Origin of the sequence: Pseudomonas asgharzadehiana, assembly GCF_019139815.1 — a bacterium.
Taxonomy (GTDB): Bacteria; Pseudomonadota; Gammaproteobacteria; order Pseudomonadales; family Pseudomonadaceae; genus Aquipseudomonas; species Aquipseudomonas asgharzadehiana.
In genome coordinates this window covers 5720159-5732710 of record NZ_CP077079.1, presented here as the reverse complement: position 1 = coordinate 5732710, position 12552 = coordinate 5720159, and the positions used below count along the sequence as shown (strand labels likewise).

At 60.9% G+C, this 12552-nt stretch carries 11 protein-coding genes; 3 read left to right on the top strand and 8 right to left on the bottom strand.

The window, feature by feature from the left end; translation table 11 throughout:
• Window positions 1-65: 65 nt before the first annotated feature.
• The 8 genes from KSS96_RS26105 to KSS96_RS26070 all read right to left on the bottom strand — a co-directional run bounded on the left by KSS96_RS26105 (window position 66) and on the right by KSS96_RS26070 (window position 9922).
• On the bottom strand, window positions 66-1988 hold the full coding sequence (locus tag KSS96_RS26105) for a PrkA family serine protein kinase (protein WP_003176479.1): 1923 nt from the start codon (window positions 1986-1988) through the stop codon (window positions 66-68).
• A gap of 284 nt (window positions 1989-2272) precedes the next feature.
• Window positions 2273-2602, bottom strand: a complete 330-nt coding sequence (gene glpE / locus KSS96_RS26100) for a thiosulfate sulfurtransferase GlpE (RefSeq protein WP_217855477.1) — start codon at window positions 2600-2602, stop codon at window positions 2273-2275.
• A gap of 9 nt (window positions 2603-2611) precedes the next feature.
• On the bottom strand, window positions 2612-3460 hold the full coding sequence (locus tag KSS96_RS26095; RefSeq protein WP_017530805.1) for a symmetrical bis(5'-nucleosyl)-tetraphosphatase: 849 nt from the start codon (window positions 3458-3460) through the stop codon (window positions 2612-2614).
• Window positions 3460-3840, bottom strand: coding sequence for a Co2+/Mg2+ efflux facilitator ApaG/CorD (gene apaG, locus KSS96_RS26090; RefSeq protein WP_017530806.1), 381 nt, complete (start codon window positions 3838-3840; stop codon window positions 3460-3462). The genes KSS96_RS26095 and apaG overlap by 1 nt, the downstream gene beginning before the upstream one ends.
• Window positions 3841-3998: 158 nt before the next feature.
• The gene (gene rsmA / locus KSS96_RS26085; protein WP_017530807.1) at window positions 3999-4811 is read right to left on the bottom strand and encodes a 16S rRNA (adenine(1518)-N(6)/adenine(1519)-N(6))-dimethyltransferase RsmA; all 813 of its coding nucleotides are present in this window, start codon (window positions 4809-4811) and stop codon (window positions 3999-4001) included.
• Window positions 4808-5797, bottom strand: a complete 990-nt coding sequence (pdxA, locus tag KSS96_RS26080; protein ID WP_065879382.1) for a 4-hydroxythreonine-4-phosphate dehydrogenase PdxA — start codon at window positions 5795-5797, stop codon at window positions 4808-4810. The genes rsmA and pdxA overlap by 4 nt, the downstream gene beginning before the upstream one ends.
• Window positions 5794-7134, bottom strand: coding sequence for a peptidylprolyl isomerase (locus tag KSS96_RS26075; protein ID WP_017530809.1), 1341 nt, complete (start codon window positions 7132-7134; stop codon window positions 5794-5796). The genes pdxA and KSS96_RS26075 overlap by 4 nt, the downstream gene beginning before the upstream one ends.
• Window positions 7109-9922 (bottom strand): LPS-assembly protein LptD, encoded by a 2814-nt coding sequence (locus KSS96_RS26070; RefSeq protein ID WP_217855475.1) that lies wholly within the window; start codon window positions 9920-9922, stop codon window positions 7109-7111. The genes KSS96_RS26075 and KSS96_RS26070 overlap by 26 nt, the downstream gene beginning before the upstream one ends.
• 130 nt (window positions 9923-10052) lie before the next feature.
• Between KSS96_RS26070 and KSS96_RS26065 the strand changes: the two genes are divergently transcribed.
• The 3 genes from KSS96_RS26065 to KSS96_RS26055 are packed head-to-tail and all read left to right on the top strand — an operon-like array spanning window position 10053 to window position 12518.
• Window positions 10053-11078: an aminoglycoside phosphotransferase family protein gene (locus KSS96_RS26065; RefSeq protein ID WP_068936427.1), complete on the top strand. Its 1026-nt coding sequence runs from the start codon at window positions 10053-10055 to the stop codon at window positions 11076-11078.
• On the top strand, window positions 11075-11749 hold the full coding sequence (gene murU, locus KSS96_RS26060) for an N-acetylmuramate alpha-1-phosphate uridylyltransferase MurU (RefSeq protein WP_017530812.1): 675 nt from the start codon (window positions 11075-11077) through the stop codon (window positions 11747-11749). The genes KSS96_RS26065 and murU overlap by 4 nt, the downstream gene beginning before the upstream one ends.
• A gap of 1 nt (window position 11750) precedes the next feature.
• A complete protein-coding gene (locus tag KSS96_RS26055; protein ID WP_017530813.1) occupies window positions 11751-12518 on the top strand; it encodes a TerB family tellurite resistance protein in 768 nt (255 codons plus the stop codon).
• The last annotated feature ends 34 nt before the right edge of the window (window positions 12519-12552 follow it).

Here is a 12552-nt window from a genome sequence, read left to right as displayed (position 1 = left end):
GGAAGCTTAAGGACAAGCGGTCAGCTGCCAGGCCATAGGCCTGGCATTGCGCGCTTGCCGCTGCCTTATTGCGATTTGCGCACCCGCAGGTACCACTCGGAGAGCAGTCGTACCTGTTTGTCGGTGTAGCCGCGTTCGACCATTCGTGTGACGAAGTCGTTGTGTTTTTGCTGATCCTCCTTGCTGGCCTTGGCATTGAAGCTGATGACTGGCAGCAGGTCTTCGGTGTTGGAGAACATTTTCTTCTCGATGACCACCCGCAGTTTTTCGTAGCTGAGCCAGGTCGGGTTCTTACCGTTGTTATTGGCCCGGGCGCGCAGCACGAAGTTGACGATTTCGTTGCGGAAATCCTTCGGATTGCTGATGCCGGCCGGTTTCTCGATTTTTTCCAGCTCTTCGTTGAGGGCTACGCGATTGAGGATCTCGCCGGTTTCCGGGTCGCGGTATTCCTGGTCCTGGATCCAGAAGTCGGCGTACAGCACGTAGCGGTCGAAGATGTTCTGGCCATACTCGCTGTAGGACTCCAGGTAGGCGGTCTGGATTTCCTTGCCGATGAACTCGATGTAGCGCGGCGCCAGGTATTCCTTGAGGAAGCGCAGATAGCGCTCGCGGGTCTCGGCCTGGAATTGCTCCTGTTCGATCTGTTGTTCCAGCACGTAGAGCAGGTGCACCGGGTTGGCGGCAATTTCATGCGGGTCGAAGTTGAAGACCTTGGACAGGATCTTGAACGCAAAGCGCGTCGACAGCCCGTTCATGCCCTCGTCCACGCCCGCGGTGTCGCGGTATTCCTGGATCGACTTGGCCTTGGGGTCGGTGTCCTTGAGGTTTTCGCCGTCATACACGCGCATCTTGGAGTAGATGTTCGAGTTTTCGGGCTCCTTGAGGCGCGACAGCACCGTGAACTGGGCGAGCATCTTCAGGGTGTCGGGCGCGCAATGGGCCTTGGCCAGGGAGCTGTTGAACAGCAGCTTGTCGTAGATCTTGATCTCGTCGCTCACTCGCAGGCAGTACGGCACCTTGACGATGTAGATCCGGTCGATGAACGCTTCGTTGTTCTTGTTATTGCGGAAGGTGTGCCATTCCGATTCGTTGGAGTGGGCCAGCAGGATCCCGGTGAATGGAATCGCGCCCAGGCCTTCGGTGCTGTTGTAGTTGCCTTCCTGTGTCGCTGTGAGCAGTGGGTGCAGCACCTTGATCGGCGCCTTGAACATTTCCACGAACTCCATCAGGCCCTGGTTGGCCCGGCACAGCGCGCCCGAGTAGCTATAAGCGTCGGCGTCGTTCTGTGGGAATTCTTCGAGTTTGCGGATATCGACCTTACCTACCAGCGCCGAAATATCCTGGTTGTTCTCATCCCCCGGCTCGGTCTTGGCCACGCCGATCTGGTTAAGGATCGACGGGTAGAGTTTCACCACGCGGAATTGGCTGATATCACCGCCGAACTCGGCCAGGCGCTTGGTGGCCCAAGGCGACATGATGGTGTTGAGATAGCGCCGTGGGATGCCGAAGTCTTCTTCGAGGATCGCGCCATCTTCCGTGGCGTTGAACAGGCCCAGGGGCGACTCGAACACCGGCGAGCCCTTGATGGCATAGAAGGGCACTTTCTCGATCAATTGCTTGAGCTTTTCGGCCAGGGACGACTTACCGCCGCCGACGGGGCCGAGCAGGTAGAGGATTTGCTTCTTCTCTTCCAGGCCTTGGGCGGCGTGGCGGAAGTAGGAGACGATCTGGTCGATGCATTCTTCCATTCCGTGGAAGTCTTCAAAGGCCGGGTAGCGGCGGATCACCTTGTTGGAAAAGATTCGCGACAGGCGCGAATTGTTCGAGGTGTCTATCAGTTGCGGTTCGCCAATCGCCAGCAACAGGCGTTCGGCGGCGGATGCGTACGTGCTGCGGTCCTGTTTGCACAGTTCGAGATACTCTTGAAGCGTGAGTTCCTCCTGCTGTGTGGACGCGAAGCGTTGTTGGAAGTGGCTAAAGATACTCATGACGTCGTCACCTCGCTCGATACGTGGAGCCGACGCCGGATCAATCAGTCGATGCTGGCAGTCATTGACCTACGCCAATGACTGTTTTCCCCCCAGAACACCCTAAACGCTACCGATGACCCGCACGCCGGTGTACCGGCTCTCCCCTGATTCGGATGGCCTGCGCTTAAGGATAGTTCGGAATCGGGGAGGTCAAGGCGCGATACGCAATTAGTTTGGCTGCGCCGTTCGTCAGAAACGGCGCTAGCCCAAGCGTCACGCGGGGTAGCGGGGTGTGAAAAAAATTATTGCGAATCGCCGGAGGAAATTTCCGCAGGATAGGTCGCACGCCACAACTCAAAACCGCCGTCCAGGCTGTAGACGTCAGAGAAGCCCTGGCTGACGAGGTAAGCGGCTGCGCTTTGGCTGGAGTTACCGTGGTAACAGGCCACGATCAGCGGTGCATCGAGGTCGGCGGCGCGGATGAAATCGGCGATGTTGATGTTGTCCAGATGGTGGGCGCCGGTGATGTGAGCGGCCGCATAGGTCGGCTGGTCACGGATGTCGACGACCACTGCGCCTTGCTCGCGCAGGGCCTGGGCGTGTTTTGGGGGGATACGTTTGAATTCGCTCATGGCGGGCTCCTAAGGCTTGGCTGCGGCCAGCTGTGTGGAAAGGCGGGGTTCGCACCGGCAGGTGTGAAACTCGCCGGTATCGATGTTCATCAGGGTCATGGCGCCGCCCCATACGCAGCCGGTGTCCAGGGCGAACACGCCGGGCTCGTCGCACTTACCTTCCAGCGCCGCCCAGTGGCCGAAGATGATCTTCGTGTCACGGGTCTTGCGCTCCTTGTGGGCGAACCATGGCTTGTAGCCGGGCAGGGCGGTGTCGGCACCTTCTTTGCTCTTGAGGTCCAGCTTGCCGTCGGCGGTGCAGAAACGCATGCGCGTGAAGTAATTGGTGATCACCCGCAGGCGAGCCACGCCGGTGAGGTCGTTGTCCCATTTCACCGGCTCGTTGCCATACATGCCGTCGAGGAAGGCGGTATACAGGCTGTCATCGGCCAAGGCATGTTCGACTTCGGCGGCGCACTTGAGGGCTTTCTTCAGCGTCCACTGTGGCGGGATGCCGGCATGGACCAAGGCCATATTGCGGCCGTCGTCGTAGTGCATGATTTTTTGCCGGCGCAGCCAGTCGAGCAGCTCGGCACGATCAGGTGCTTCAAGGATTTCGCGCAGGGTATCGCCTTTTTTCAGGCGTTCGATGTTATTGCCGGCCGCCAGCAGGTGCAGGTCGTGGTTGCCGAGTACGCACACCAGTGCATCGCGCAGGCTATATAAGTAGCGCAGGGTTGCCAGGGACTCGGGGCCACGATTGACCAGGTCGCCCACCAACCACAGCCGATCATTCGCCGGGTCGAAGGCCACGCGCTCAAGCAGGCACTTGAGCGGCTCCAGGCAGCCTTGCAGATCGCCGACCGCGTACGTCGCCATCAGTGCAGGGCTCCCGGCACGGCAAGGCGAAAAGGCTTGATGATGGCATCGAACAGCTTTCCATCGGTGGCTTTCATTTGATACGAACCCTGCATGGTGCCGACCTTGGAGGTCATGACCGTGCCGCTGCTGTAGGTGTGGCTGGCCCCGGCGTCGATCAACGGTTGCTGGCCGACAACGCCCGCGCCGCGCACTTCCTCGACCTGGCCATCACCGTCGGTGATCACCCAGTGGCGCGACAGCAGCTTGGCCGGCACCAGCCCGTTGTTCTTCACCGTGATGGTGTAGGCAAAGGCGAAACGGTTGTGTTCAGGTTGCGATTGGTCCGCCAGGAAGCGGGTGACGACGCTGACGTCGATCTGGTAGCGAGGATCGGACATGCAAGAGGCCTTAAAAGCAAAAGCGGAGGACAGCAGATGCGGATCAGTCTAGGCCAAGAGGCGGGCACTAGGCCAGACATGCTGTCTGGTATGACGCAGTTCAAATGTGGGAGGGGCGCACCGCCCCTCCCACATCTATATCGCGTAGCCCTTACGCCTTATTCCGCGGTTGGAGCAGGCTGGATGGCGAGCTGGTCGGCCAGGCGCACGAAGGCGGCCAGGTCCAGTTGCTCGGGACGCAGGCTGCCGTCCACGCCGGCGGCTTCGATTTCAGCGTTGCTCAGCAAGGCCTTGAGCGTATTGCGCAAGGTTTTGCGGCGCTGGTTGAACGCCTCGCGCACCACGCGCTCCAGCAATTTGTGATCCTTGGCCGGGTGCGGCAGCACGGCGTGCGGCACCAGGCGTACGATGGCCGAGTCGACCTTCGGCGGCGGGTTGAACGCGCCAGGGCCTACGTTGAACAGGTGTTCGACGCGGCAGTGGTACTGAACCATGATCGACAAGCGGCCCCAATCACCACCGCCCGGGCCGGCGGCCATGCGCTCCACCACTTCCTTTTGCAACATGAAGTGCATGTCGCGGATGATCCCGGCGTTGTTCAGCAGGTGAAAAATCAGCGGCGTGGAGATGTTGTACGGCAGGTTGCCCACCACGCGCAGGCTGTTGGGCGCGGCGTTGAGGGTGTTGAAGTCGAACTTCAGCGCATCGCCCTGATGCAGATTGAAGTTGGATTTGCCGGCGAACTGCTGGTTGAGGATCGGGATCAGGTCCTTGTCCAGTTCAACCACGTCCAACTGGCCACCGCTGGCGAGCAGACCTTGGGTCAGTGCGCCCTGGCCCGGGCCGATTTCCAGCAGACGGTCTTCTGGCTTGGCATGGATTGAGCGCAGGATGCGGTCGATCACGCCGGCGTCGTGCAGGAAGTTTTGCCCGAAGCGCTTGCGCGCCCGGTGTTGGTAATGCTCGGTCATATACGGGTCTCGGCCATCTGATAGGCGGTTTCCAGGGCCACGTGCAGGCTGCCGGTATCGATCTTGCCGCTGCCCGCCAGGTCCAGGGCAGTGCCATGGTCGACGGAGGTACGGATGATCGGCAGGCCCAGTGTCACGTTGACGGCGGCGCCGAAGCCTTTGTATTTCAGCACCGGCAGCCCCTGGTCATGGTACATCGCCAGCACTGCGTCGCAGTGCTCCAGATATTTGGGGGTAAACAGAGTGTCCGCCGGCAGTGGGCCGCGCAGGTCCATGCCTTCTTGGCGCAGACGCTCCAGGGTTGGTTCAATGATGTCGATTTCTTCATGGCCCAAATGGCCGCCTTCACCGGCATGCGGGTTGAGCCCGCAGACCAGGATGCGCGGTTGGGCGATGCCGAATTTGTGTTGCAGGTCGGCATGCAGGATGCGCGTGACACGCTCCAGGCGCTCGACGGTAATGGCATCCGCAATTTCGCGCAGTGGCAAATGCGTGGTCACCAGGGCGACTCGCAGGCCACGCGTGGCGAGCATCATGACGACTTGAGCGGTGTGGGTCAGTTCGGCAAGGAATTCGGTGTGGCCGGAAAAGGCGATACCGGATTCGTTGATCACGCCCTTGTGGACGGGTGCGGTGATCATGCCGGCGAAGTCGCCGTCGAGGCAGCCTTGCCCCGCGCGAGTCAGGGTTTGCAGTACAAACGCTGCGTTGGCCTTGTCCAGTTGCCCGGCAACTACCTTGGCTTGCAGTGGGGTGTCCCACACATACAGGCTGCCGGCTGGGGCAGGCACGTCGGGCCAGTTGCCTGGCGCTGCATCCAGCAGAGTGATAGCCACACCCAGTTGCGCGGCCCGCTCAAGGAGCAGGTCGCGGCTGGTAATGGCGATCAGGGGATGTGGCTGGGCTTGCGAGGCGAGCAGCAGGCACAGGTCTGGACCTATGCCGGCCGGCTCGCCGGGTGTTACCGCGAAACGCTGTGGTTTCACGGAGTTGCCTGGCTGGCGCCTGTTTGCTCGGCGCCTGGCAGCTTGTTCTCTACGTAGGCTTCGTCACGGATCTGACGCAACCAGGTCTGCAGCTCTTCATCGTATTTGCGGTTGCGCAGTACGTTCAGTGCCTGTTGCTCGCGGGCCTGGCTGGTGTTGTCGGTGGCGCGACGGCCAAGGACTTCCAGGACATGCCAACCGTATTGAGTCTTGAACGGCTTGGACAGTACGCCTTGCGGGGTATCGGCCATCACCTGCTGGAATTCCGGCACCAGCGCTTTCGGGTCGATCCAGTTCAGGTCGCCGCCGTTGAGGGCCGAACCCGGGTCTTCCGAGAAGCTCTTGGCCAGAGTGGCGAAGTCTTCACCGCTTTGGATGCGGTCATAGATCTTCTGAGCCAGTTCCTTGGTTTGCGCTTCGGTGCGGATTTCGCTTGGTTTGACCAGGATATGACGCACATGCACTTCGTCTTTCAACGAGGTCTCGCCACCGCGACGTTCCAGCAGCTTCAGGATGATGAAACCACCAGGGGTGCGGGCCGGCTGGGTGATGCCGCCGACTTCCATGGCGCTCAGCTCGCGGTCGAACGGAGGGGGCAGTTGAGCGGCTTTACGCCAGCCCATGTCACCGCCTTCAAGGGCGTTGTCGCTGCCGGACTGGGCGATTGCCATCTGGGCGAAATCAGCACCGGCCTTCAGGCGTTCATAGATAGCCTGGGTCTTGGCGGCGGCGGCATTGAGCTGCTCGGAGTTCGCACTGTCCGGGGTCGGAATCAGGATATTGGCCAGGTGCAGTTCTTCGGAAAGCTGCATCTTGCCCAGGTCCGATGCCAGGAAATTCTTGACCTCCTGCTCGGACACCTGAACCCGCTCGGCCACACGGCGTTGGCGCACACGGCTGATGATCATCTCGCGGCGGATCTGGTCACGGGCGTCTTCATACGAAAGACCGTCGTGGGCCAGGGCCGCGCGGAACTGATCGATGCTCATGTTGTTGCGCTGGGCAATGGTGCCGACTGCCTGGTTCAGCTCTTCGTCCGAAATACGGATGCCGGAACGATCACCGATCTGCAGTTGCAGGTTTTCGACGATCAGGCGTTCCAGCACCTGTTGGTCCAGGACGCTGGTAGGCGGCACGCCACCGCCACGCTTGGCGATGGTTTGCTGAACTTCCTTGACGCGTTGGTCCAGTTGGCTCTGCATGATCACGTCGTTATCGACGATGGCCACCACTTTATCCAGCTGTTGAACCGCAGCGTGTGCCGATGCGGCCCCCAGGAACAGCGCGCCCAGTACGAGCGGGCGCAGACAATCAGAAAGCTTGGTCTTCACGTTCACGATAACCTTCAATGCCTTTGTCGAGGAAGCTCTCTACCTTGGCGCCGGTCAGGCCGCCGAGTCCTTTGAGGACGATTTGCAGGAAGAGCCCGTGGTCACCCTTTTCGTTGAGCGGGGCGATCTGGCTGTATTCGTCGTTGGAAACCCAGTAACGGTTGATGACGCGCAGTTTCCAACAGCAGTTGTCGTACTCGAAACCACCGAAGGCTTCCAGCGTACGGTTGCGAGCGTAGTCATACTGCCAGCGGGTGATCAGGTTCCACTGCGGAATGATCGGCCACATCATCGAGAAGTCGTGTTGTTGGATTTTGTAGTAATCCTTCACGTAGTTCGCGTCGCCTGGCTGGCCGTAGTCGCCACCGAACTGCCATTTGCCGGTCAGCTGGTTGTAGACGACCTGGTCGTTACGATAGCGATAACCAACGTTGATGATCTTGTTCGGGTTGTCTTCCGGCTGGTAGTGAAGCATTGCGCTGCCGGAGCGAGGGCTGTGCTCCTCGGTGTCCCAGTTGTAGTCGGCAGTGGCGCGCCAGTCGCGGTTGAAGCGGAACTCGTAGTCCAGTGCAACCGGCGATACGTCTGACTGTGCGTCGTCACGGTCGGCAGCCAGGATGCCCGGCAGTTGGACTTCACGATCCTTGAAGTACACCGCCTGGCCTACGGATACGCGTTGACGCTCGAAGCCGTTGTCTTCGATCCAGCGACTGGTCACGCCCAGGGACAGCTTGTTCTCGTCGCCGATACGGTCGGAACCGCTGAAGCGGTTGTCACGGAACAGCGATGCGTAGCTGAACGAGTACTCGCTGGTGTCGAAGACGGGAATATCCGCCTGGTCCTTGTTCGGTACGTACAGGTAGAACGCACGCGGCTCAAGGGTCTGGCGATAGTCTTTGCCGAACCAGTTGGTATTGCGATCGAAGTACAGGCCGCTGTCGACACTGGCCACCGGAACCGCGCGGTCCTGGGAGCTTTTGAAGGTGCCACCCGCGTACTGGGTACCGTTCGCCACCGCTGCAGCTTGTTCAGCAACGATCTGGTTCTTGCCGATGCTGTCCAGGTCCAGGTCGTACTTGGTGTAGACGTACTTGAGCTTCGGGGTGACGAAACCGTAGGTCCAGTTCATCGGGTATTCGACGGCCGGGGCTACGTTCAGGCGTGTACCGTTGGCGCGGGTCAGACCGCGTACAAAGGTATCCAGGCGAGGGCTTATCAAGCCATCCTGGTCTCTGAAGGTGCCGTTCTCCAGGTCGCGTTCGAAGCGGACCGCTTCGGTCTCGTAGCTGAAGTTCAAACCGCCCGGATGGTACGGCAGGGTCCCGTTGAAGGTGATCTGCGGCAGGCGGTTATACGGGGTAACCTGGGAAATCGTCGCCAACTGGTAGGCCTGAAGGTTCAGGCGTGCCTGGAAGGTGTCACCGCGATAAGCCACGGAGCCCTGCTGGTTGACGTAGTCGCGGCTCACAACGCCTTCCTGGTTGGACTTCAGGTCCTGGAAGAAGTAAGGGTCGCTGATCTGGGTGTAGTCAACCTGGGTCAGTACGCGCGAATCCAGCCCGCCCTTGTGCTGCCAATTGAGCATGTAGCGGGTTTTTTCGTAGTCGGTCTGCAGCTTGCGCTCGTCGTTGTCGTCGTTCAGGTACGCGCCGCCGAACTGGCCTTCGCTGGACTTGGTGAGGTAGCGGAACTCGCCTTCCATCATCATGCCGCGCTTGGTCATGTATTGCGGGTACAACGTGGCGTCGTAGTTCGGCGCCAGGTTGAAGTAGTACGGCGTAAGCAGGGTGAAGCCGGTTTCGCCACCGGTGCTGAAGCTCGGCGGCAGGAAGCCGGATTGACGACGATCGTCGATCGGGAAATAGATGTAAGGGGTGTACAGGATCGGGATGTTCTTGATCCGCAACGTCGCGTTGGTGGCCGTACCGAAACCGGTGGCCGGGTTCAACGTGATGTTGTTGCCGCGCAGTTGCCAGGCATTGCTGTCTGGTTCGCACGTGGTGTACGTACCGTCCTTGAGACGGATGATCGCGTTCTCGGCGCGCTTGGCGTACAGCGCGTTACCGCGGATGCGCGACTTGTGCAGCACGTATTCGGCGTTGTCGATCTGAGCGGCACCGGTGTCCAGCTGAACCTCGGCGTGGTCGCCGACGATCAAGGCACCCTTGTCGCGCAAACGCACGTTGCCGTTCAGTTCGCCGCGGCTTTCCGCCTGGTACAGGCTGGCCTCTTCAGATTCCAGCTGCATGCTGCCCTGGCGCATGACGACGTCACCGGCCAGGGTTGCGACTTGCTGTTCCTGCTCGTAACGAGAGGCCTTGGCACCGATGAAGGTGGGCGCATCGCTCTTGTCCGTCTTGTCGTTCATGCCAGGACGAGTCGGCTCGATGTACGCACCGCCGCAATAAGGACCGGTTTCGGCCAGTTGGGCCGCGGTCAACTTTTCGCGAGGCACCCAGTCCAAGTGGCTGTAGTCGGCGCTGCGCGAACGCAGGCCGCGGCCCTTGGATTCGGTGACCAGTGCGGCCTTGGGCTCGGCCGCGGCACTGCCACCAGCCTCGGCCTGCGCCGTGCTGTTGGCCGAGCTGACGGCTGCGCCGTCATGCACCGGGCGCGGTGGCAACGGGCTGGCGGCGGTTTTCGGCGCGCAATCCCAGGCACCCGAAGCAGAGACTGAGCAGTCATACTGTTCCGCGGCGACCACGAATGAGGTGGCGAAGGGTTGCAAGGCCAGCAGACTGCCGGTTACCAGCAACGGAAATTTTCTACGAAACGCGGGGGATTTCAATGCCATCTTATTAGTCCGGGCTTCCTGCGTGCCATCTGCCCGCGGTTTGGGCCGCACGCCTCTCGATGGTCTGAAAAAGATGCGTGATAATAAAGCATGCCCCGCTTGACGGCTAGCGCCGTCGGAGACCCTTGTAATGCCCGAGCAAGATCTACGTTTACAACAGCTGGAAGTCTGGCTGGATGAGCAGTTGCCGATCCTTTTCAACGCTCAGGACTGGGGCCCCGTACCCCCGGCCACATTGACCGCGGCCAGCAGCGACGCGAGTTTCAGGCGTTACTTTCGCTGGGAGGGGGGAGGCCGGACGCTGGTGGTGATGGACGCGCCGCCCCCCCAGGAAAACTGCAAACCTTTCGTCGATATCGCGTATTTACTGGCGACATCGGGCATAAATGTTCCAAAAATTTATGCGGAAGATTTGCCGCGCGGCTTTCTTTTGCTCAATGACCTGGGCACAAAAACCTATCTGGACGTGATCGACGAGCAAAACGCCGACGCATTATTCGCCGACGCCATCGACGCGCTGCTGGCGTTCCAGCGCTTGCCGATGGAGGCGCCGCTGCCCAGTTATGACGTTGCCTTGCTGCGCCGTGAACTGGAGCTCTTCCCGGAGTGGTACGTACGCCGCCATCTGGGTATCGAGTTGGATACACAACAGCAGGCTCTGTGGCAACGCGCCAGCGACCACCTGATCGAGAGCGCCCTGGCGCAGCCCAAGGTGCTGGTGCACCGCGACTACATGCCGCGCAACCTGATGATCAGCGAGCCTAACCCGGGCGTGCTGGACTTCCAGGACGCGGTCTACGGCCCGGTCACCTACGACATCACCTGCCTGTTCAAGGACGCCTTCCTCAGTTGGCCCAAGGCGCGCGTGCGTGAATGGCAGTGCGGTTATTGGGAGCGTGCGGCGGAACTGGGGATCCCGGTGCAGCCGGATTTCGAGGACTTCCTGCGTGCCAGCGACCTGATGGGTGTGCAGCGCCACCTCAAGGTCATCGGTATCTTCGCGCGCATTTGCCATCGCGACGGCAAGCCGCGCTACCTGGCTGACGTACCGCGCTTCTTTGCTTATATAGAAGCGGTGCTCGCCGATCGCCCGGAACTGAGCGAATTGGCCGAGCTGTTGACCAGCCTGCGTCAACCCGCAAAGGCCGTTGTATGAAGGCCATGATCCTGGCCGCCGGCAAAGGCGAGCGGATGCGTCCGCTCACGTTGCACACGCCCAAGCCGTTGGTGCAGGCCGGTGGCAAGCGCTTGATCGAATATCACCTGGAGGCGCTAACCAAGGCCGGTTTCACCGATATCGTGATCAACCACGCCTGGCTCGGCCAACAGATCGAAAGTTATTTGGGGGATGGCGCGCAGTTTGGCCTGCGCATCCGTTATTCCCCGGAGGGCGAGCCGCTGGAAACCGGCGGTGGGATTTTCCGGGCCTTGCCACTGCTGGGAGACGCGCCGTTCCTGGTGGTCAATGGCGATATCTGGACTGATTACGACTTTACCCGGCTCAGGCAACCGCTCCAGGGCCTGGCGCACCTGGTGATGGTCGACAACCCGGCGCATCACCCCTCAGGCGGGGATTTCTATCTCGATCAGGGTTTGCTTCATGATGCCGCGCCCGGTGCCGATAACCTGACCTTCAGTGGCATTTCAGTGCTTGACCCCAAGTTGTTCGAGGGTTGCAGCGCGGGTGCCTTCAAGCTGGCACCGCTGCTGCGGGCGGCGATGGCCAAGGGTCTGGTAACGGGGGAACACATGGCGGGACGCTGGATTGATGTCGGCACGCTGGAGCGCCTGGCGCAAGTCGAAACCCTGCTGACAGCGGGGCAGTAGCATGTTGTGGCCAGGGACGCTGATCGGCGCCGGGGCTGGCTTTGCCATTGCCAGTATTCCGGGGGCTTTGTTGGGTGCGTTGCTAGGGCAGGCGCTGGATCGCCGCCTGCAACTGCACAGTTGGGCACAGCTGCGCGAGCGCCTGGGCGGGCGTCCCGCGTTGCGTAACGACGAATTGCTGTTTGTGTTGCTGGGGCGCCTGGCCAAAAGCAACGGGCGCGTGGTGGATGGGCATATTCAGCAGGCGCGCCAGGAAATGCGCTCGCTGGACATGACCGACTCGGCCCAGCGCCGTGCAATCGCAGCCTTCAACCGTGGCAAATCCGGCTCCGACCGGGTGCGCCGCTATCTGCGCGTGCTTAAGGCCCAGCCCCACGCGGCCGAAGGCGTGCTGCGTGCGTGCTGGCGGATGGTCTGGGCGGACGGCAGGGCGGATGACGCTGAACGCGACCTGATCGACCAATGGGGTAAATGGTTGGGCTGGACACCGCAACAACTCCAGGCCCTGGCGGCGGACTACACGCCTGAACGCAAGCCGCTGGTCAATCGCAACGGCACGTATCAGGAGGCGTTGCGCTTGCTTGGCGTAACCGCCACCGCTGAACCGTCGGTAATCAAGCGCGCCTATCGCCGCCTGCTCAGTCGTCACCACCCGGACAAGGTTGCCGGCAGTGGCGCCACCCCTGCGCAAGTGCGTGAGGCCACCGAGCGCACCCGCGACCTGCACAATGCCTATGCGTTGATTCGCGAGCGGCGGGATTTTCGCTAGCCCCAGGGATAACCACAATCCCATGTGGGAGGGA

Bases quoted from the DNA above. Each gene is read 5' to 3' on its own strand.
- KSS96_RS26105 (WP_003176479.1), bottom strand. From the start codon at position 1,988: ATGAGTATCTTTAGCCACTTCCAACAACGCTTCGCGTCCACACAGCAG.
- glpE (WP_217855477.1), bottom strand. From the start codon at position 2,602: ATGAGCGAATTCAAACGTATCCCCCCAAAACACGCCCAGGCCCTGCGC.
- KSS96_RS26095 (WP_017530805.1), bottom strand. From the start codon at position 3,460: ATGGCGACGTACGCGGTCGGCGATCTGCAAGGCTGCCTGGAGCCGCTC.
- apaG (WP_017530806.1), bottom strand. From the start codon at position 3,840: ATGTCCGATCCTCGCTACCAGATCGACGTCAGCGTCGTCACCCGCTTC.
- rsmA (WP_017530807.1), bottom strand. From the start codon at position 4,811: ATGACCGAGCATTACCAACACCGGGCGCGCAAGCGCTTCGGGCAAAAC.
- KSS96_RS26070 (WP_217855475.1), bottom strand. From the start codon at position 9,922: ATGGCATTGAAATCCCCCGCGTTTCGTAGAAAATTTCCGTTGCTGGTA.
- KSS96_RS26065 (WP_068936427.1), top strand. From the start codon at position 10,053: ATGCCCGAGCAAGATCTACGTTTACAACAGCTGGAAGTCTGGCTGGAT.
- murU (WP_017530812.1), top strand. From the start codon at position 11,075: ATGAAGGCCATGATCCTGGCCGCCGGCAAAGGCGAGCGGATGCGTCCG.
- KSS96_RS26055 (WP_017530813.1), top strand. From the start codon at position 11,751: ATGTTGTGGCCAGGGACGCTGATCGGCGCCGGGGCTGGCTTTGCCATT.